The 21,213-nt window shown below is 28.7% G+C and carries 22 protein-coding genes; 11 read left to right on the forward strand and 11 right to left on the reverse strand.

What is annotated here, in order from left to right; translation table 11 throughout:
- The first annotated feature begins 162 nt into the window (after positions 1-162).
- On the forward strand, positions 163-1,032 hold the full coding sequence (locus tag ACWPW7_RS21130; protein WP_454055153.1) for a methionyl aminopeptidase: 870 nt from the start codon (positions 163-165) through the stop codon (positions 1,030-1,032).
- A gap of 200 nt (positions 1,033-1,232) precedes the next feature.
- Here ACWPW7_RS21130 and ACWPW7_RS21135 read toward each other — a convergent pair whose 3' ends face one another.
- Together ACWPW7_RS21135 and ACWPW7_RS21140 are read right to left on the reverse strand one after the other, a co-directional pair.
- On the reverse strand, positions 1,233-1,367 hold the full coding sequence (locus tag ACWPW7_RS21135; RefSeq protein ID WP_454055154.1) for a hypothetical protein: 135 nt from the start codon (positions 1,365-1,367) through the stop codon (positions 1,233-1,235).
- A 150-nt stretch (positions 1,368-1,517) separates the two neighbouring features.
- Complete coding sequence (locus tag ACWPW7_RS21140) at positions 1,518-1,643, reverse strand: hypothetical protein (protein ID WP_454055155.1); 126 nt, start codon at positions 1,641-1,643, stop codon at positions 1,518-1,520.
- 691 nt (positions 1,644-2,334) lie between these two features.
- On the opposite strand from ACWPW7_RS21140, the gene ACWPW7_RS21145 reads away from it, so the two are divergent.
- The 4 genes from ACWPW7_RS21145 to ACWPW7_RS21160 all read left to right on the forward strand — a co-directional run bounded on the left by ACWPW7_RS21145 (position 2,335) and on the right by ACWPW7_RS21160 (position 4,582).
- A complete protein-coding gene (locus ACWPW7_RS21145) occupies positions 2,335-2,748 on the forward strand; it encodes a peptidoglycan-binding domain-containing protein (RefSeq protein ID WP_454055156.1) in 414 nt (137 codons plus the stop codon).
- A 98-nt stretch (positions 2,749-2,846) separates the two neighbouring features.
- Positions 2,847-3,245 (forward strand): peptidoglycan-binding domain-containing protein, encoded by a 399-nt coding sequence (locus tag ACWPW7_RS21150; RefSeq protein ID WP_454055157.1) that lies wholly within the window; start codon positions 2,847-2,849, stop codon positions 3,243-3,245.
- A 318-nt stretch (positions 3,246-3,563) separates the two neighbouring features.
- Positions 3,564-3,950 (forward strand): peptidoglycan-binding domain-containing protein, encoded by a 387-nt coding sequence (locus tag ACWPW7_RS21155; RefSeq protein ID WP_454055158.1) that lies wholly within the window; start codon positions 3,564-3,566, stop codon positions 3,948-3,950.
- 416 nt (positions 3,951-4,366) lie between these two features.
- A complete protein-coding gene (locus ACWPW7_RS21160) occupies positions 4,367-4,582 on the forward strand; it encodes a peptidoglycan-binding domain-containing protein (RefSeq protein ID WP_454055159.1) in 216 nt (71 codons plus the stop codon).
- Between the two features lie 129 nt (positions 4,583-4,711).
- Here ACWPW7_RS21160 and ACWPW7_RS21165 read toward each other — a convergent pair whose 3' ends face one another.
- From ACWPW7_RS21165 to ACWPW7_RS21180, 4 genes are all read right to left on the reverse strand, one after another.
- Positions 4,712-5,821, reverse strand: coding sequence for a radical SAM protein (locus ACWPW7_RS21165; RefSeq protein ID WP_454055160.1), 1,110 nt, complete (start codon positions 5,819-5,821; stop codon positions 4,712-4,714).
- 695 nt (positions 5,822-6,516) lie between these two features.
- Positions 6,517-7,908 (reverse strand): MATE family efflux transporter, encoded by a 1,392-nt coding sequence (locus tag ACWPW7_RS21170; RefSeq protein WP_291567973.1) that lies wholly within the window; start codon positions 7,906-7,908, stop codon positions 6,517-6,519.
- 11 nt (positions 7,909-7,919) lie between these two features.
- Positions 7,920-8,348, reverse strand: coding sequence for a MarR family winged helix-turn-helix transcriptional regulator (locus ACWPW7_RS21175; RefSeq protein ID WP_291567976.1), 429 nt, complete (start codon positions 8,346-8,348; stop codon positions 7,920-7,922).
- Between the two features lie 523 nt (positions 8,349-8,871).
- Positions 8,872-10,224 carry an aminotransferase-like domain-containing protein gene (locus ACWPW7_RS21180; RefSeq protein ID WP_454055161.1) on the reverse strand — a complete coding sequence of 451 codons (1,353 nt, stop codon included), beginning with the start codon at positions 10,222-10,224 and terminating at the stop codon, positions 8,872-8,874.
- A gap of 128 nt (positions 10,225-10,352) precedes the next feature.
- On the opposite strand from ACWPW7_RS21180, the gene ACWPW7_RS21185 reads away from it, so the two are divergent.
- The 3 genes from ACWPW7_RS21185 to ACWPW7_RS21195 all read left to right on the forward strand — a co-directional run bounded on the left by ACWPW7_RS21185 (position 10,353) and on the right by ACWPW7_RS21195 (position 12,352).
- Entirely contained in the window at positions 10,353-10,529 is a 177-nt protein-coding gene (locus ACWPW7_RS21185; protein WP_454055162.1) for a hypothetical protein, read from the forward strand.
- 53 nt (positions 10,530-10,582) lie between these two features.
- Positions 10,583-11,497 (forward strand): DMT family transporter, encoded by a 915-nt coding sequence (locus ACWPW7_RS21190; RefSeq protein WP_454055163.1) that lies wholly within the window; start codon positions 10,583-10,585, stop codon positions 11,495-11,497.
- A gap of 213 nt (positions 11,498-11,710) precedes the next feature.
- Positions 11,711-12,352, forward strand: coding sequence for a flavodoxin family protein (locus ACWPW7_RS21195; protein WP_454055164.1), 642 nt, complete (start codon positions 11,711-11,713; stop codon positions 12,350-12,352).
- A gap of 324 nt (positions 12,353-12,676) precedes the next feature.
- Here the strand turns inward: ACWPW7_RS21195 and ACWPW7_RS21200 are convergent, their stop codons facing one another.
- The 4 genes from ACWPW7_RS21200 to ACWPW7_RS21215 are packed head-to-tail and all read right to left on the reverse strand — an operon-like array spanning position 12,677 to position 16,504.
- Positions 12,677-13,459, reverse strand: coding sequence for an ABC transporter ATP-binding protein (locus tag ACWPW7_RS21200; RefSeq protein WP_454055165.1), 783 nt, complete (start codon positions 13,457-13,459; stop codon positions 12,677-12,679).
- A gap of 12 nt (positions 13,460-13,471) precedes the next feature.
- Entirely contained in the window at positions 13,472-14,494 is a 1,023-nt protein-coding gene (locus ACWPW7_RS21205; protein WP_454055166.1) for a FecCD family ABC transporter permease, read from the reverse strand.
- Positions 14,487-15,494: a FecCD family ABC transporter permease gene (locus ACWPW7_RS21210; RefSeq protein WP_454055167.1), complete on the reverse strand. Its 1,008-nt coding sequence runs from the start codon at positions 15,492-15,494 to the stop codon at positions 14,487-14,489. Before ACWPW7_RS21210 ends, ACWPW7_RS21205 begins: the two co-directional genes overlap by 8 nt.
- 20 nt (positions 15,495-15,514) lie before the next feature.
- Positions 15,515-16,504 (reverse strand): iron-hydroxamate ABC transporter substrate-binding protein, encoded by a 990-nt coding sequence (locus tag ACWPW7_RS21215; protein ID WP_454055168.1) that lies wholly within the window; start codon positions 16,502-16,504, stop codon positions 15,515-15,517.
- A 549-nt stretch (positions 16,505-17,053) separates the two neighbouring features.
- On the opposite strand from ACWPW7_RS21215, the gene ACWPW7_RS21220 reads away from it, so the two are divergent.
- From ACWPW7_RS21220 to ACWPW7_RS21230, 3 genes are read left to right on the forward strand one after another with little or no spacing between them, the layout of a single operon-like run.
- The gene (locus tag ACWPW7_RS21220) at positions 17,054-17,815 is read left to right on the forward strand and encodes a nucleotide-binding protein (RefSeq protein WP_454055169.1); all 762 of its coding nucleotides are present in this window, start codon (positions 17,054-17,056) and stop codon (positions 17,813-17,815) included.
- 31 nt (positions 17,816-17,846) lie between these two features.
- On the forward strand, positions 17,847-19,163 hold the full coding sequence (locus ACWPW7_RS21225) for a nitrogenase component 1 (protein WP_454055170.1): 1,317 nt from the start codon (positions 17,847-17,849) through the stop codon (positions 19,161-19,163).
- Positions 19,163-20,371 carry a nitrogenase component 1 gene (locus ACWPW7_RS21230; RefSeq protein ID WP_454055171.1) on the forward strand — a complete coding sequence of 403 codons (1,209 nt, stop codon included), beginning with the start codon at positions 19,163-19,165 and terminating at the stop codon, positions 20,369-20,371. Before ACWPW7_RS21225 ends, ACWPW7_RS21230 begins: the two co-directional genes overlap by 1 nt.
- Before the next feature lie 462 nt (positions 20,372-20,833).
- Here ACWPW7_RS21230 and ACWPW7_RS21235 read toward each other — a convergent pair whose 3' ends face one another.
- The gene (locus tag ACWPW7_RS21235; RefSeq protein WP_454055172.1) at positions 20,834-21,190 is read right to left on the reverse strand and encodes an MmcQ/YjbR family DNA-binding protein; all 357 of its coding nucleotides are present in this window, start codon (positions 21,188-21,190) and stop codon (positions 20,834-20,836) included.
- Positions 21,191-21,213: the final 23 nt, after the last annotated feature.

A 21,213-nucleotide genomic window follows, 5' to 3' on the forward strand; every position in this document is an offset into this window, starting at 1 on the left:
TTGTTTATTTCCATGACCTTGTATATGATTTTTATTATGAGAATAATTATTATTTTAATTAAATCGTATTTTAAAATTACAACTATAGCAGTATAATTTAAGTAATAGTAAAAGCGTAGTTAAATATACTGTTACAAAATATATAAAGTTAGGAGAGATTATATGAATTTAAATAGAAATGACTTATGTTGGTGCGGCAGCGGATTAAAATATAAGAAATGTCATATTGATTTTGATAATAAATTAAATGCTCTAAAATCACAGGGATTTCAAACTCCACCAAGAAACATTATTAAAACTAAAGAACAAATTGAAGGTATAAGAAAAAGCGCCAAAATTAATAATGCTGTATTGGACTTAGTCGGTAAAAATATAAAAGAAGGTATGAGTACTGAAGAAATTGATAAATTAGTTCATGACTATACCGTATCTCAAGGAGCAATTCCAGCAACTCTAAATTTTGAAGGATATCCTAAAAGTTTATGTACCTCAATCAATGATGAAGTATGTCATGGTATTCCTAGTGAACATATAATTCTTAAAAATGGAGATATAATAAATATAGATGTGTCTACAATACTAGATGGATATTATTCAGATGCTTCAAGGATGTTCATCATTGGTGAAGCATCTGAGGAAGCAAGAAAACTAGTAGAAGTTTCAAAGGAATGCTTATATAAAGGTATAGAAGCAGTAAAACCTTGGGGATTTTTAGGTGATATAGGTGCAGCAGTTCAAGAACATGCAGAAAAGCATGGTTACTCTGTAGTAAAAGATTTTGGTGGTCATGGTATTGGACTTGAATTTCATGAGGAACCTTTTGTAGCTCATTATGGTAAAAGAGGAGAAGGCATGATTTTAGCACCTGGTATGGTATTTACTATAGAGCCTATGATAAATGCTGGCTCTTATGAAATAGTAATAGATTCTGATGATGATTGGACAGTATTCACAGAAGATGGATCACTTTCTTCACAATGGGAACACACAATATTAGTAACGGAAGATGGGATAGAGATACTCAGTAAATAAAGTTGATTAAATTTATCTTCATATGATAATGTGCAAAAAATCTACACGCTAATATGAAAATGTATTAGTGTTTGTAGATTTTTATTATTTTAAAATATATAATTTAAACCTTATATTTAATATTTAAAATAACTAAATATCTAAGCATCTAGTTTAGTTGATTTATAGCTTCATAACTCAATATCCATATATCTTAAAAACTAGACTTTATTAAAAATTTCTCTTATATATGTTGGTACTTTACCTATATCACCACTGATTAACACATATATAATAACTATAGGTATATATAAAATTAAAAATCTTTTTCTTATTGATATATTTTTCTTACTCAAATGAGTGTCACCTACAATAATTTGTATATTTAAACTAAACCACCCTATGCAAATATTATAACATATAATAACATATTTATGCATTATATGTAAAAATACCCCTTATATAAATCATTAATAAATTCATATATATTAATATGTTTATATTAATTATTCACACTCTTCATCAATTTCAAGCTTTGTAAAACATAAAGCTGCAACTAATACCATAGAAATCCATAATACTATTAAAATAATATTTTTTATTCCAAAGGTATTATTGCGGAAGTTGTACATAGCAAACATTAGGACTGTAGCTCCAATTCCACCACCTGTCCCTCCAATTAATCCTCTTCTTAATTTATTATTAACAAGGGACTTGTCGCAGCATTTACAATGTATATTATTAAGGCATCTTCGAAAAATAACTAGTCAGCATGCTAGTCTATTTTCCATCATACTGCGTCAATAGAACTCACTCATAGCTTAAACTATGAGTAAAACCTGTTTCCTTGTCTGATACAAAATAGGCGTCGCATCTTTGACTTATTATTTTATTTCAGATACCTAAAATTTGTTAGAAAAAGCACCTTCCATGATGGGATTTTATTATTGCAATTAGCACAAGTTATCACAAAATAATCCTCCTAGTATATTATACTTTTTCATGATTATACCATTATCATAATGAAAATAATGTAAAATCCTCTGAATTTCATTTATTAAATTGCTTAATTTTTATTAAGAATTAATAATTATTTTCAATAAATTGAGAGAACAGGAGATAAAATAAGTAAAATCAAATAAATGTAAGGGGTTCTCCTTTTATGCACCTATATCCAAAAATTCCAATAAATTCAATTATTGAACATATATCTAAAGAACGATATAATTCAATTGAGCGTTAAAAAATGTTCATAAAATTATAAGAATATTCATAATATTATAAGAATATTCATAAAATTATATCTTTTAAAGGAGGATTACTATGAAAAAATATGCAATTTTAGCTTTAACAGCAGTTATGGCTACCAGTATCCTAACAGTTTCAGCAAAAGCTTCACCTCACGGTATTGTGGAAGGTGGATGTGTTCTAGGAAGTGAGTTTTCAAACGATTATTGCATAATGGAACCTAGAAATGAAGGTTTCGTACCATTTTATTTAAGAACATGCCGTCCTGGAGATGTGGATACATTTGTTACTAGAGACGTACAACATTTACAGTGTCTTCTTACCACTATGGGATATAAAAATTTAGACGAAGTTGGAGTGTTTGGTCCTAAAACTGAAGAGGCAGTTAAAGATTTTCAAGAAAAATATGGACTTGATATAAATGGAATAGTTGCTCCAGAAACCTGGGAAGTAATTAGAGATGTATCTATTAATGAATTAATAAACTAGAAAATTAATAAGTTTATAAATTAATAAATATAAAAAAGATATAATGCAATTGTTATTAAAGAATATCAGTAAAATTACATTTTTAGAGGAGGATTACTATGAAAAAATATGCAATCTTAGCTTTAACAGCAGTTATGGCTACTAGTATCTTAACAGTTCCAGCAAAAGCATCTACTGATGGAAGCCAAGGTATACTACCAGGTGGATGTGTTATAACCGGTCCTAGAGATTATTGTGATATGGAGCCTATAAATGAAGGTTTTGTACCATACTTTTTAAGGACATGCCGTCTTGGAGATATTGACAGAGGACCTGTTGCTAGAGATGTGCAACATTTACAATGCTCTCTTACTCATCTAGGATATAATGATTTGGATAGGGTTGGATTCTTTGGTCCTAAAACAGAAAAAGCAGTTAAAGATTTTCAAGAAAAGCATGGACTTGAGGTAGATGGAATAGTTACTCCAGAAGTTTGGAAAGTAATTATGTATGCATAATATAATAGACATAAAAATAAAATAAATATTTCATAAAACATAGAATTAGAATACAATTTTACTTTTATAATACTTTACTTCTTTATAGATTGCGTTTCCTTTTTTATGTATTATGTAATTATTTGCTCATTATTATTATATTTAAGCGTTAATAAATTGAGACAATAGAATCTAATATGATTAAATTTAAATAAATATAATATTTTCCCTTTCATATGTCAGTCAATAAATTTTAATAAACTCATTTATTATCATTAAAAAATATTCATAAGATTATAAGAATATTTATAAAATAATATCTTTTAAAGGAGCATTACTATGAAAAAATATGCAATCTTAGCTTTAACAGCAGTTATGGCTACTAGTATCTTAACAGTTCCTGCAAAGGCATCTACTGACCAATATCAGGGTATTGTAGAGGGTGGTTGTGTTATAACCATTCCTAAGGATTATTGTGATATGGAACCTATAAATGAAGGCTATGTACCATACTTTTTAAGGATATGTCGTCCTGGAGATCGTGGAAGAGCCGTACAACATTTACAATGTCACCTTAGTAGTATAGGATATAAGAATTTGGATGCAGTTGGAATCTTTGGTCCTAAAACAGAAAAAGCAGTTAAAGATTTTCAAGAAAAACATGGACTTGAGGTAGATGGTGTTGTTACTCCAGATGTTTGGAAAGTACTTGCAGATGCATTATAGTAGGCATAAGAAATAAAATAAATGTTTCGTAAAGCATAAAAGAGAATATGATTTTATATTTTTGCATAAAAGTGTTAGATTTATTAAAATCTAGCACTTTTATTCTAGATTGCTTTAATATTCTATTTGCTATGAATTTATAATACTCTAGCCAAATAGTTTCTAAATATTAAATGCAAATACATTTAAATAGAGCTGTAATCCAATTGAGCGTTAAAAATTGTTCGTAAGATTATAAGAATATTTACAAAATTATATTTTTAAAGGAGGATTATCATGAAAAAATATGCAATTTTAGCTTTAACAGCAGTTATGGCTACCAGTATCTTAACAGTTCCTGCAAAGGCTTTAACTACACAACCGCAAAATATTGTAGATGGGGATGCGTTTTAATACCTCATAGTAAGCGCTGTGAGATGAAAAAGGATGGCTTTTCAAGGACATGTCGTCCTGGAGATCGCAGCGAAGATGTTAAACATTTACATGAGCATCTTCGTACGAGGGGATATAGTGACTTGGATGAAGATGGATACTTTGGTCCTAAAACAGAAAAAGAAGTTAGAGATTTACAAGGAAAACTTGGACTTAAAGTAGACGGAATTGTTACTCCAAGGGTTTGGAAAGTAATATAGCATAGATGTTTCTTAAAGCATAAATTTAAAATACAACTTTAAATTTTAAATCAAAAGTGTTGAATTTATTAAAATTCAACACTTTTATCTTTAAAATACATATTAAAATACTAAAAATATAAATTATGATTATATACTTCCTCTATTCTGCAAAGCCTTCTCCACTAGTTCTCGATTTTCAAATAACGTACATCCTCCTTTATGATCCTTTAACACTCCATGTAGATTTCGGATCTCTTTTAATGTAGGTGAAGCTAAAGCCTCTTTAAGAGTTAAATCTGTCAAATTAACGTCAGAATATGGTGCAAAAGGACATGCTTCAACCCCACCTCTTGAATTGATATGAATAAATCCTCTACCAGCAGCTAAGCATCCTCCAAATACCTTTTCATCCCCAGGAAAAGATATAAATATTCCACTATATTTTTTTCTCAATTCATTAAGTGTGACATCAAGTTCACCCCTATTCGTATCAGATATCACAAGATTTTCAGTAGTGGTATCAAAAGGAACATATTCTATAAAGAAAAATGCTCTGCATCCTTTATCAATATATCTTTTAATAAAGTTTTCACTTAGAACATCATAAAAATTTTCTGATGTAATAGTTATTGATATTCCATAAAATATATTTCTTTTTTTAAGTAAATCAAAACTTAATGAAACTCTTTCAAATACCCCTTCTCCTCTTCTACCATTCGTTTGCTCTTTATCTCCTTCTATACTTATAACTGGCATAAGATTTCTACATGTAGCAAAAAACTGTGTCCACTCTTCATCAATCAATATCCCATTTGTAAACATAGGAAAAATAATCTCTGGAAATTTTATACACTCTTTAATGACTTTATCTTTAGTAAGTGGTTCACCACCTGCAAGCAATATAAATGACATTCCTAAATCCCTGGCCTGAAGAAAAATATCTGACCACTGCTTTTCACTAAGTTCTAATGAACATTTATGAGCTTTTGCTCTATCATAACATCCCTTACACTTTAAATTGCATGTGCTTGTAATAGACGCTATCATAAATGGTGGTACATGAAGCCCATTTTCTTCATATTTACTTCTAATATTTCCTGTGTTTTTTTGTTTTAATGCAATTTTTATAATATTTTTTGCTGAAGAGAAATCGCTAAGAGCTATTTTTGCAAAATCTTCAATAAGAAATCCAATTGATTTATTCAACATTTTTGTTAAGTTTTTATTAGATATATCAGAACAATTTTCTTTTTCCATTACCCCATCCTCCAAATTATCACTTTAAATATCTAAATAACTATAGAGATACAATACGAAAATTTAATATATACTCTAGAAAATAAGTTTTCCATAAAAATAGCTTAAGTTCTTAGAAATTAAGGATTAATAATGAAGAATGAAAAATTTAGGATGAAATTCACCCTTAGTGAATTTCTTAAAATAAAATTTATTCTCAAAAAACTTCAAAGGTCTTAACCGTGAAGTTTTAACCATAATTCTTCATCCTTCATTCTTAATTTTTCATTCATAGAAAAGAATTTTTTTTATGGAAATTAAAATCATGCATAATCTAAATTTTCATTAAGGAACCCTATAATGCAGTATTCCATAATAAATCTATATATCTATTTTTAAAATCTCTCAATATCTAGATTATTCATATCTTTTAACCTAAATTCTCTTTTTCATATATCTAATTTCATCAATTATATCTAAAATTCCTTCATCAGTGTGACTCTCTCTTTATAATTTTTAAAGCTTCATTCATTTATCAGTAATAGATTATGTTATAAAGGGAAAATTACAATTTGCTTTAATGGAGAAATTTTAGAATAAAAAGTGCCATCAAAATGTTTTATTATATAAGTTTTTTAGTAAAAAAGTGAGCCATCTCACTTGTATATTGAGATAGCTCACTTATTAAAACCTTAATTCAATATTAATTTTTAAGCTTAATCCACTCTTCCAATTGCTACTTTTTCAATCTGTTGGTTATGTTTATCATTTAAACGTCTTATTTCATAAATTAAGAATAAAACTGTTACTAATGATGCTAAAAAGTCTGCTATTGGACCTGCAAACCATATGCCATTTAACTCCATAAATTTAGGTAATACCAAAAGAAGTGGTATTAAAAATATAACTTGTCTTGTCATACTTAAGAATATAGACTTTTTAGCTTTTCCTATGCATTGGAAAAAGTTAGAACTTACTATTTGTAAACCTACTATAGGTAACATAAACAGATAAGTTTTAAGACCTTTTGTTCCTACTTTAATAAGCTCTGCATCATTATTAAAGAACTTTATTATAGCTTCTGGGAACAACTGTATAGCTAAAAAGCCCAATATACAAATTGATGACGCCCCTATTATTGCATACTTTAATGTATCCTTAACTCTTTTATAATTTTTTGCTCCGTAGTTATATCCTATTATAGGTTGTGCACCCTGATTAATTCCAAAAATAGGCATTAAGAATATCATAGATACACTACTTATTACTGTCATAGCTCCTACAGCGGTATCTCCACCATAAGTACTTAAAGCCCTATTAGATATAGCTGATACAACACTAGCTACTAATTGCATTGCAAAAGGAGATATTCCTATAGCAAATATTGATTTTACTATGTGAGATTTTAATTTGAAATTCTCCTTTTTTATCTTAAGCATACTATTTCCTCTAAAATAGTACATTAGGGTCCATATAGCTGATCCTATTTGGGATATTACTGTAGCTATGGCAGCTCCCTCTATTCCCATACCAAATACAAATATAAATATAGGGTCTAATATAGTATTAAGTCCTGCGCCAAATAGCATTGTATACATAGATATTTTAGGATTACCCTCTGCCCTTATAAGATTATTTAACCCAAAAGCTACATTATTGAATACATTTCCAAGTAATATTATTCTTATGTAAGATAAAGCATATCCTACGGTCTTTTCTGATGCTCCAAGGCCCCTTAATATAGGTTCTGCAAAAATTAGTCCAAGTATAGTAAGTGATATATTGATTACTATCATAAGAAAGAAAGCATTACCTAAAATCTCTTCAGCCTCATCCTTCTTTTTCTGACCTAACCTTATAGATACCGTTGCTCCAGCACCTACTCCTACAAGCATAGCAAAAGCAAGTAAAATTGTTACTATTGGAAAGGTAAGTCCTATTCCTGTAATAGCTAAATTACCAGTCTCAGGTATTTTACCTATAAATACTCTATCTACTATATTATATAGTGCATTTACTAACATTCCCACCATACTAGGAATGGAAAAGCTAATAAGAAGCTTCTTTATATCTTCACCTGCTAATCTCTTGTCTCTATCCTTATCCATATTTCTCCTCCTTAAACGTGATTTTTAGAATTATTAACCATTCTTTTTAATAAACTTATTGCTAAGGCTTTTTCTTCTTCTGTAAAATCTTTAGTAAGTACTCTATTTGCCTCTGCTAGTATTTCAAAAAACTCTTTTTCTATGTATTTTGCTTTATCAGTTAAAAAAACTCTATAAGCCCTTTTATCTTCCTCATCCACAACCCTTATTATATATCCTAGTTCTTCTAATCTTTTTAATGCTCTTGCAGTAGTGCCTTTATCTATATTTAAATTTGAGCTTATACATTCTTGATTAATTCCATCATTAGAATATAAATGTATCAAAAAAACATATTGTCCACTACCTATACCAAATTTACTAAAAGATTTTGAAGCTAGTTTTCCATTCATCCTATACACTTGTGCTATATATTTCCCTATGCTATCACACTTATGCAAGTGCCTACACCTCGCTTTAAATTAGTTGCAATGCCAACTTTTTGGACGCAATTATACATCTATGGTAGTCTTTTGAAGAATTCCCCTCCATAGTTAACTAAATTTAGTCACAATCTATTTACATGCTTTATAACAATAATACTTTCAAAATTAACTTCTTATTAATTTAAAATTTAGTTGTGTCCACAACTAATTATATCTAATTGCCTCTATCATAGCAAGATTTTTTATTATGATCAGGCCTACTATTTCGATTTATATAGGATCCACAATAAAAATTCTTTTTTATGAATGCAAATTAAGAATGAAAAATGAAGAATTATGGTTAAAACTCTGTTGCTAAAGCCTTTGAAGTTTTTTTAAATAAATTTTATTTAAAAAAATTCATCTCTAGTGAACTTTTTCATGAATTTTTTATTATTAATTGTTAATCCTTAATTTCTAATGATTTAAGCTATTTTTATAGAAAACTTATTTTTCATTTTAAAATTTATCAATATCTAGATTATTCATGTCTTTTAACCTAAATTCTATTTTTCATATATCTAATTTCCTCAATTATATCTGAAATACCTTTATCAATATAATCTTCTCTTATATTTGATACATTTAATTTAAGCATTCTTTCCTTTAGAAAGAAATCCAAATAATGTCCTTCTTCTGTGGCTACTATAATAGATTTCTTTTTTAATCTATTTATGAGTTTTTCACTGGATATTCTATTATCTATGGTTATATAGGTATGAACACAAGGATTTTTAACAGATTTATATTCAAAAATACCACCACAACTTTTAAATTGTTTTTCTAAGGAATTATTTAAATACCTAGCTCTTAAAGAATAAGAAGATTTAATCTTTTCTTTATGACGATCAAACATACCACTTTTAATATAGATTTCTAATGCTGCTTGAGAAAGCATAGAGCTATCTACATCCATAAGTCTTTTATATTTACTAAAGTTTTCAAGGATAGAATTAGGGATAACAGCAATACCTATTCGTAAGCCTGGAAAGATAATCTTTGAATAGCTCTTTAAATAAATAACTTGTGAGAAGTCATCATAGGTATAAATAGGATCTGCTTTCGAATCCTGTTCTAGATCAGCTAAATAATCATCTTCCACAATAAACACATCATATTTTTGTGCCAGCTTTACAATAGCTTTTTTTTCTTTTTGAGAATAAGACGTTCCTAGTGGATTATGAAATCTTGGCATTGTATAGAAAAATTTAATATCTTCTGTTTTAAATAGTCTCTCCAGCTCACCTAAGTCAATTCCTTCACTAGTTCTTTTAATGCCTATCACAGGAATTTTATGAGTTTTTAAATAATCTATAAATAAATGATAACTAGGTTGTTCTATTAAAATTGTTTCTTTTTTATTTGGAAAAGGTATTGTACTTAATATAGCCAATGCCTGTTGAACTCCAGAAGTGATAAAAATATTTTCTTTATTAGTAAAAACCTGATAATTAGCTAACTGTTTTTGTGCTACATTAATTAAAGAAGTCAGCCCTTTTGGAGTTCCGTATATAAATAAATCATTTTTATATATATCAATTGCTTCGTTAATGCAATGCTGAAAATCTAAATACGGAAATACCTCTGGATCCGGTGCTGAAGATGCAAAGTCCAATATTAAATTTTTATTATTAGAATTATTTTTTCTCTTTACAACATAATATCCACTTTTAGGTATAGAATAGACCATATGCTGTTTTTCTAATTCCTCTAATGCTCTTATGATAGTACTTTTATTGCAATTATAACGATGAGTAAAATCACGAATAGAAGGAAATTTATCTCCTTCTTTATATTCTCCATTTTGAATTAAACTCTCCATGTGATTTAATATTTCCAAATATTTGTACATATATTTTCACTCCTACTTTAAAATCTGTACCGGCATAGATAAGATTTATTTATATTGTATCATATACATTAATCCACTAATATATAAGTGTAATTAATGATAAGTCTATAAAGGTAACCTTTATTCAATTGAGAATTGAGAATGGACAATTGACAATTAAGGTGGAAATTAGTTTTAATCAAACTAATTTCTTTAATAGACTTTTTAATGAAAGTGACTGTGTCACTTTTAAAATAGATGAATTTAAAACTTCTCTTTTAAAAGATAAATATCCACAATTGTCCATTGTCAATTATGTAGGATAGAAACCCAAATAATCAATAACATAATTATATAAATATCTAGGAGGAATATATAAATGAAATTTTCATATAAAAAAAAGGCTTATTGTGCTGCTATATTAAATGCTCTTATAACAGGTCTCTCTTTCTTGTTTACAAAATTAACTCTAACTGTAGCAACGCCTATTGATATACTTGCGCACAGATTCACAATATCGTTTATTTTTGGTTCTATACCTATTTTATTAGGATGGATAAAATTAGATATAAATAAAAAGGATATACTTCCTATCCTTCCACTTTCACTATTTTATCCAATTATGTTTTTTGCTTTTCAAGCTTTTGGACTGACTTATATTTCTTCTTCTGAAGCAGGAATAATTCAAGCAACAGTTCCTGTCTTTACATTAATATTTTCAATATTCTTTCTAAAAGAATATCCTAGTATGTTACAGAAAATATCACTACTCTTATCTGCAACTGGAGTTATTTATATATTTCTTATGAAAGGTATAAATTTAAAAAGCAATGCTTTTATAGGCATAGTATTTATTCTTCTATCTGCACTTTCTTCTGCTGGAAACAATGTGCTAGCACGAAAATTGACAGGAAAATATAGTCCTATATGCTTAACTTACATTGTAAATGCTATAGGCTTTTTATTTTTTAATATTGTGTCCATTACTAATCATAGTTTAAATGGAACTCTTAATCTTTATTTTAAACCCTTTACCAATCCATTATTTGTAGTTTCGATAGTTTATTTAGGTATATTATCATCACTTATCACATCGCTACTATTAAACTATGCATTATCTAAAATAGAAGCCTCTAAGATGAGTGTGTTTATTAATCTCTCAACATTAGTAACTATGATAGCTGGTGTAATCTTTTTAAAAGAAAAATTAGAATACTTTCATATCATTGGAGCAATCATGATTCTTCTTGGTATAATTGGAGCAAATTTTTCAAATAAAAAAACAGTATCTTAAAATAATATTTTAGAATTATAAAAGTTGTAGATACATAAATATCTACAGCTTTTATTTTTACTAAAAACTTTTTATAATTCTCAATAGAATAATTTTTACTTACTTTTAAGTTACTATATAACAAGGAAGTGCCTACTTACCTCTTTTTTTATAATGATATATAGTTTAAATATGCTTAAAGCTAATTACAATATATAAATGGAGGTATATTTTATGAAAGTAATAGCAATTAACGGTAGTCCAAGAAAAAATGCCAATACAGCTACTCTTTTAAAAAAGGCACTTGAAGGAGCATCATCACAAGGTGCGGAAACAGAACTTATTAATCTTTATGATTTTAACTACAAAGGTTGCATCAGCTGCTTTGCCTGTAAAAGGATAGGTGGTAAAAGTTACGGAAAATGTGCAATAAATGATGATTTAACACCAATTTTTGAAAAAATCGTGGAAGCTGATGCTCTTATTTTTGGATCTCCTATTTATTTTGGTGATATAACTGGAGCAATTAGGTCTTTTATGGAACGTTTGATGTTTCCTTATACTGTGTATGAAGAGAATTATCCCTCTCTTTTTAAGAAAAAAATATCAACAGGTTTTATATATACAATGAATATTAGTGATGATTATGTAGATGAGGCTGGATATAAACATAACTTTAAAATTACAGAAAATTTTATGAGAAACATTTTTGGCGCATCAGAATCATTACTTGTTACTGATACCTATCAATTTGATGATTACTCCAAATATGTTTCAACAGTATGGAATGAAGAAAAGAAAGCAAAAAGACGAGAGGAAGAATTCCCAAATGATTGCAAAAAAGCCTTTGAAATGGGAGTAAGATTTGCTCAATAAATTGTTTAGATAGATAAAATTCTAATGTTAAATATTTATATTATTATTTTTAGATATAATAAAGGACCTACTTTAATGCAGTAAGTCCTTTATTAATTGAATATTGACAATTGACAATTAATGATGAAATTAATTTTAGACAAATTAATTTCTTAAAAATCTAATTAAAAACATAGGTTTTTAATTATTTTCTAATAGAAACCTCCTAAAATTTATTATATAAAAACAAAATAATAAATTTTAGAAAATACATCAGTTAGGAAATTCTCATGCTTTGCTGAGAATTCACCACAATTGTCCATTGTCAATCGTCAATTATCAATTTTACAAACTATCATATCCAAAGCATACAGGAGATCCGTTTTCTTCATCAATCATAATTCTTGCTTCAATGTTAAAAACTTCTTTGAGCACAGGTTTTGTAATTATTTCTTCTGGCTTTCCTACAGCAATTATTTTTCCACCTTTCATTGCCACAATATTATGAGAAAATCTTGATGCATGATTAATATCATGTAGAACCATAACTACAGTACGCTTTCTTTCTTTATTTAGCTCTTCTACAATTTTAAGTACTTCTAGTTGATGGGACATATCAAGATAAGTAGTAGGTTCATCAAGAAGTAAGACATCTGTTTCTTGGGCTAATGCCATGGCTAACCATACTTTTTGTCTCTGTCCGCCAGATAAACAACCTATTTCACGGTCTTTAAAATCAGTAACTTTTGTGATATTTATAGCCCAATCTATAATTTCTTTATCTTTAGTTGTCAATTTATTCATCTTCTTACAATGAGGAAATCTTCCATAAGAAATTAATTCTTCAACCTTTAACTCTGGAGGCGCTACAGGATTTTGTGGAAGAAGAGCTAAATCCTTTGCAATATCTTTTGTATGGATTTTAGTAATATTCTCTCCTCTTAAATAGACAGCTCCACTGCTTGACTTTATAATACGTCCCATAGTTTTTAATAAAGTAGACTTTCCACATCCATTAGGTCCAATAATAGTAGTTACTTTTCCTTCTTCTATTTCTAAATCTATATCTTTGAACACTTTAAAGTTTTCATAGCATGTTTCTAATTTATTAACTTCTAATATACTCACCTTAATCACCTTCTATACTTTTGCTTTTAATAGTAGATACACAAAATAAGGTATGCCAACTATAGAAATAACAATTCCAACAGACAATTCTGCAGGAGCAAATACTGTTCTTCCAATAGAATCCGAAACTATAACCAATAACATTCCTATTAATCCAGCTACGGGAATGGCTCTCTTATGTTGTATTCCAACTAAACTCTTTGAAATATGAGGTGCAAGTAATCCTACAAATCCAATATTACCTGATACAGAAACACATGCACTAACAATGCCTATGGCTGACAATAATAATATAGCTTTTTCCCTTTCAGTAGATATTCCTAGACTTTTAACTGTATTTTCTTCTAATTGAAAGAGATCTAAAATAAATGCTTTTTTTAAAATAACAGGAAATAAAACAACTACCCAAGGTATTATAGATAAAATATATTTCCAATTGGCATTCCATATACTTCCGTTAATCCAAACTGTAGCCATTTCAAAATCTGAAGGGTTCATTTTTAAGGATATAAATAGTGAAACTGCTCCTAAGCCTGAACTTATTGCTATCCCTACTAAAATAAGCCTTTGGGTATCCAACCTGCCATTTTTCCAAGCAAAAAGATAAATTAATATAGCTGACGTAAGTCCACCCATTAAACCAAATAAAGGCATAGCAAAAACAGAAAACCATCCTGTATTATTAATATTCCCTTGGAATAGGAACATGAATAATACAATTGCCATTCCAGCTCCTGCATTTATACCTAAAATTCCTGGATCAGCTAAACCATTTTTCGTTACTCCTTGAATTACTGTTCCCGCAATTCCAAATCCAAATCCTACTAAAGCTCCAATTACAACTCTAGGAAGACGAAATTCAAATATAACCAAATCATTATTTGGATCAGGATTTATTCTAAATATTGTATCTATCAAATCCTTAATAGAAATATCATAAGTACCCTTACTTATACTTATATACATTGCTGCTAAAATTAAAATAATACTTACTACAATTACAGTACTATACCTTTTTAAAGAATCTCTACGCATTTTTTTGCCCTCCTTTAGTCCTTGCTAAATATAAAAAGAAAGGCACCCCTATAAGAGAAGTTACAACTCCTATTGGTGTTTCAAATGGATAATTCAAAAATCTACTTACTATATCACAAACTGCTAAAAATATAGCTCCAGTAACCGCAGAGCATGGAATAATCCACCTATAATCACTTCCAATTAAAAATCTAATTATATGAGGTATTATAAGCCCAATGAAAGCTATTTTCCCGGCCAAAGCTACTGATATTCCTGTTAGTATAACAACCGTAGTCATAGCAATAATTTTTATAAGTCCAGTTCTTTGTCCAAGACTAATTGAAATTTCATCCCCCAAAGATAATATTGTTATAGATTTAGATATTGCCATTGCAGCTATCATTCCCACTATAGCAAAAGGTATTATAAACTTTATTTTATCTGGGGTAATTTGATGAAGCCTAGCATTGTACCAAAAACTTATGTTTTGTGAAACTTGAAAATATGTAGATAAAGCCAAAGAAATACTACTTAAAAAAGCACCTGTAATTGTTCCAATAATGGCAAGCTTTACTGGTGACATTCCATTTGGCAAAAGGTATGCTAGTCCAAAAATTATTAATGCTCCAATGGCAGAACCTATAAAAGAACAAATAATTAAACTCAATGAAGATGCTTCTGGGAAAAATATCATACAAATTGTAACTACAAAAACTGAGCCATCGGAAACTCCCATAATAGAAGGGGATGCAAGGTAGTTCCTTGTCACCCCCTGCATTAATGCTCCAGATACTGCTAAAAATGCTCCAATTAAAAGTGCACTTATAACCCTCGGTAAACGAGAATACATTATAATTTGATGATTTACGTTGGTTGAATCAAAATTTAAGAAAGCATCTCTTATTATGTTTATATCAATGTCCTTTGCTCCATATAGGATTGATAAAACCACTGTTAACACTATAACTATTGGCGATATTGATAAAATTAACATTGGTTTTGAAATCTTTTTTGACATAACACTATTTTCACTCCTAATTATTTAGATAACTCTGATACAGCCGCCTTTAAGAAATTTGATTTACTCCAAGCAGTTCCCCCTTGACCCAATGGATCAACAGTATTTACAAAAACTTTTCCTTCTTTTACTGCATTAATACTTTTCCAAATTGGATTATTGTTTAGTTCTTCTAATGCTTTAGGCTTGTCTGCATTTTCATTCTCTGAAAATTGAACAAAAATATAATCTGGATTTAATTCTGAAAACTTTTCTAGTGAAATCTCTTCTTGAGCTTTTGCAGCCTTAACTGGTTCTGGAGCTGTTAATCCTAAATCATTATAAAGGACTGGATTAAAGAATACAGTTTCAGGATAAATAAATATATTGCCGCTTCTTATTCTTATAGTAACTACTTTTTTATCTTTCATTTTATCACCAAGTTTTTCCTTAGCTTCTTTTGCATCTTCTTTATATTTCTCTATAATTTCTTTTGCTTTATCCTCTTTACCACTTAATTGCCCCATAAGCATAAGGTTATCTTCCCAATCTGTAGATATGTGTGAAACTGGTATAGTATCCTTTACTTTGTTTAACTTTTCTAAAGTTTCAGCTGGAAATTTAGTTGATCCTAATATTATATCTGGTTTTAACGATAAAATAGTTTCAATATTAGGTTGAATTTTCTCTCCTATAGGTTTTGTTTCAGCTGTTATTTCTTTAAACATTGCTGGAAATTCTCCACCTACAGTAATTGCACCTAAAGGTTTTACATCAAGTATTAATGCATCTTCCATTGACTCCATAGTTCCTGTTATAACAATCTTTGCATCTTTACTTGGTACTGTATAATCTTTTCCTAAATAGGTTATTTTCTTTTCTTTGTTTTCTTGCTGTGATTCGTTGGTACTTTGTTGTACTTCTTTATTACCATTTGATGCATTTTCTTCGCTATTATTTTTACTACCACAGCCAGTTACACCAACAACCACCAATGCTGATAAAGTTAATACTAATAATCTTTTTTTCATTAACATCTACTCCCCTTTAATATGTTATGTATTTTTATGTGCATATAAGTGCTTAACCTACTAAGATTAAAATTTAAGTACTTATGTGCCATATGTAATTAAATTCAATATAAGGTTTTGTTTATATATAAACTTTTTATTGATAATGAATATCATTATTGATTATACTTATTAATAGTTATATTTGTCAATAAATTATTTATTTTCCTTGTAAAAATTATGCTATATATATTTCTTTTACGTAGAACAATCTTTAATTAGCCTACTTTTACAGCATCTAAACCACTTATTATAAATATCTAAAATAAAATTATTAGTAAAAAAATATATGCAAACTTTTATTTATAAATCAATTAAGCGGTACTATACAATATATGATATTTTTTAATCTAAACTTAAAATAATTCCAAGATTTAGATGTTTATCTACTTGCCCATTTTTTAGTTAGATGATATAATTCAGTTTGTTTACATTCTTGATAATGATAATCATTATCTTGCATAAATAATATATAACAATAAATAGTCAAACTTAATAGGGGGATTATAAATGAAAAGAATTGCAATATATGGGAAAGGTGGAATAGGTAAATCTACAACAGTATCTAACATTTCTGCTGCACTTTCTGCTATGGGAAAAAGAGTATTACAAATTGGCTGTGATCCTAAAGCAGATTCAACTAGAAATTTAACTTATGGGAAACCTATTCCAACTGTACTTGAAACCTTAAGAAATATCGATGATAGTGATGTAACTTTAAAAGATTTAGTATTTGAAAGTGACAGTGGAGTTCTTTGTGTAGAAGCAGGTGGACCTATGCCAGGAGTGGGATGTGCAGGAAGAGGTATAATAACTGCCTTTGAAAAATTAGAAGAACTTGATGCCTATGAATACTATAAGCCTGATGTAGTCCTCTATGACGTTCTAGGAGATGTAGTTTGCGGCGGTTTTTCTATGCCAATAAGAGGAGGCTATGCTGATGAAGTATGCATTGTCACCTCTGGAGAAATGATGTCTCTTTACGCAGCAAGTAATATTTCCTATGCCGTAAAAAACTTTGGAAAAATGGGCTATGCTTCTCTAAAAGGTCTCATTTTTAACGCTAAAAACTTTGAAGGTGAAAAAGAATTGGTAGAAAAGACCGCAGAAGAAATTGAAACGGAAATAATTTATAGCATAGCTAGAGATCCATTAGTTCAGAAAGCAGAAGCTATGGGTATGACTGTTGTACAAGCATTTCCAGATAGTGAAATGGCAAAAAAATATCATAATCTTGCGAATATAATTTACGGAAATAAAATTAATGAATAAATTTTGTAAGATTATTTACAAGAGGTGAATTATGGAAATTAATTCTATTTTAAAAGAAAATACTGCTATTGATAATTTAAGAAAACTTTCAGATATAAAAAAAGATAAGGATATTAAGCAAGGTGCACATGCCATTTATCCTGGTCCTAGATGTCCTCTTGCATTAGTAACTAATGTTTTTTCAGGAATAAAAGGAGCTTCAACGTTGATAGTTGGTACAGCTGAATGCACTTATTACAATAAAAATATCTCCATATCTTCCAAGGATGAATTTGATGAAAATACTACTTGGTCTTATTCTTTAGATCCAAAGGAAGTTATTTTTGGCTGTAGAGATGGTATTATTGAGGCATTGCAAGAAATAGATAAAACAGGTACAGAGGTAATAATTTTAGTATCTGCTTGCGTTCCTGAAATGATTGGTGAGGATTTTCAAGGAATAGCCCGTAAAGCAAATTCTATTTTAAATTCAAAGGTAATTCATATAAATGCTGCTCATTTTAAATGTTATAGTTCTGTTCCCTCAAAAGAAGCTTCTTTAAGTTCTCTTTGCGATATTATGGAAAAACAAAATGTTGAAAAAAATACTATTAATATATTAGGTGAGGGATCTAATAAGCTTCATAAAAGTGAAGTTATAACTTTGTTGAAAAATCATAATATAAAAGTTAATTGTACGATTCCACATAATCTAACAATTGATTCTTTACGTAAAGCTCCTTCTGCTGAGCTTTCTATTGTTACAGATATAGCAGCACTGCCATTAGCTGAAAAAATTTATGAGAAGTTTGGAACTCCATATGTTCTCTTTCCTCACCTTTTAGATATTGATGAAATAAAAAATGCTTATGAACAAATAGCTAGTTATTTAGATATATCCATAGAAAGTGAAATAGAAGAACTTTATATAAAAGCTAAAGAACAAATAGAAACCTATAAACCTGTTCTTAAAGGAAAAATATTTGCTAGTGGATATATGACATTAGATCCATTTATTCATTCAGCATTTCTTTCATCTTTAGGGATGAAGCCAGTATACATAGAAGCAGATTATTTTTTTGATAAAAATAAATTATGGAGTAACAAAATACTTTCATTAGATTATAATCCTTATGTAGGACATACATTTAATTTTAGTACTATAAATAGAGCTTTAAGTTCATTTCCTATAGATTACTTCTTTGGTTATACACCAATAGAAAAAAATGAAACATTATCTATGCAATGTATAAGATATAAAGCTGGTGATTTTGAACTTGGATTTGAGCAACCTTTAAGCATCCTTAAAAATATCTGCTCCGTAGATAAATCTTATAACCATAAAACTAATAAGGAGGTGAATGAATAGTGGCTCTTTATAAATACTATCCTATACCTTCTGATAGAATGGGATCACTTTGGACACTATTACCTATAAAAGATGCTTATATACTAGAGTTTGGTACATCAGGAACTACCAGATTTGAATTAAACAGTTTTGCCAGAATGCAAGGTGAGCAAAATAGTAAAATCTTTACTACTCACTTAGATGAAACTGATATAGCCTTAGGAGAAATGACTCGTCTTGATAAGGCAATTGATGAAATTATTAAAGCTCATAATCCACCTGTACTTTTTATTATGCCATCTACCCTTTCGGCAACTATGGGATCAGATATTGCTATGAATTGTAGAAAATATCAAAAGAAGTATAGTAATACACAAATAATACCTATAAAAAATGATGGCTTCCAAGGAAATTGGACTATTGGAATTCGAGATACACTGGATATCTTAGTAAAAACTCTTCCTGTAGATGTGAAGAAAACAGAAAATTTAACTTTTAATATAATAGGGTCTTGTGCAGATGATTTTAACTATCTTTCAGACATATATGAAATTAAGAGAATATTAAAGGAATGTTTTAATGCTAAACCAATTTGTATAATGACTTCTGATACTGATATTTCTGACATAAAATCTATGGGAGCATCTCATGTAAATATTGTACTGAGAAATGAAGGTATTAATGCTGCTAAAACTTTAGAAAATCGTTTTGGAACGCCTTATGTTTTTGGAAAACCTTACGGTCTTAAGGGAACTTTACAATGGATTGAAAAAATTTCAGAAACCTTAAAAATGAAATGTAATGATGAATTTATAAAATCTGAAGTAAATGAGTTAGAAACTTCACTAAAAGTTGCATCATCTTATACTGCTCAATTTAATAAACCTTCAATTGTTATTGGAGGTCATATTGACGTAGTAAGTGGAATAAAAGATTTTTTAAAGGATGAAGCTGGATTTAACATAGCTCATGTATGGTGTACTTCTCCTGACATGAAAACAGATAGTATTCCATTTTATAAAGAAAATCAATGGGAAGAAATAATTAAAAAAGAAAATTTTCAAATTCTTATGGGTAATGCTGTTACACTTAGTTTGTGTAAAAATAAATGTAAAAAGATACAAATAGATATTCCAAATTATGAATTTTACTTTTTAAAATATCCTTATACACCTTATGTAGGTTTTAAAGGAGCATTGCATTTACTAAATAAATGCTTAAATCCTTAAAATACCGCACAGTTTACAATGTAGAATTATAAATAAGCTAATTTTTTCCTTCTAATGTATTGTCATTTCCACCTCAGGGGAACAGCTTAACCAATGGAGAATTGAGAATGGAAATTTGATAATTATGGTTGAAATTAATTTTGTAAATTAATTTCTTTAGATAGATTTTTAATAAAACAATTATTGATACTTCTCCATAAAGCAGAAGTATCAATAATTGTCCATTGCCAATCGTCAATTCTTAATTGTATAAGGGTTCCCCTGAGGTGCAGTATAATTCGAATCAATACCTATAAACTTAACTATAATAAATATACGTATTACAATTAAAGTATTAGTTAATATATTAAATACTACAATTGTAAACTGTGCTTTATAAATTTAATAATTATAATTACAACATTAAAAAACAACAACTTTTCCCATGAAGACAGCTTTGAAATATATAAGCCGTCTTTTATTTTATCCAATAATATCTTTTTGCATTTTCTTACTCAAAGAATTTAATACTAATTCATATGACATATCTATCATTTGTTTTAAAATATCATCTGGAACCTCACCATCTAAATATACAGAGTTCCAGTGTTGTTTATTCATATAATATCCTGCAACAATGTCTTTATATTCTTCTCGTAAATGCTGTCCAAATAGTGGTTCACACTTTAATGTAATAATTGGTTTTTTATCTTTGTCTCCACCCTGCATAGCAAACATTTTACTTCCTATGAGATATCTTGTTGCATCCCATTCTATCTTAAAGTCTTTTACTGCTCCACTTTTAGAAAGACAATACTCATCAAGCCATTCATATTTCATATAAAACACCTTCAATTCTAATT

The sequence above is a fragment of the Clostridium sp. Marseille-Q7071 genome, assembly GCF_965112025.1.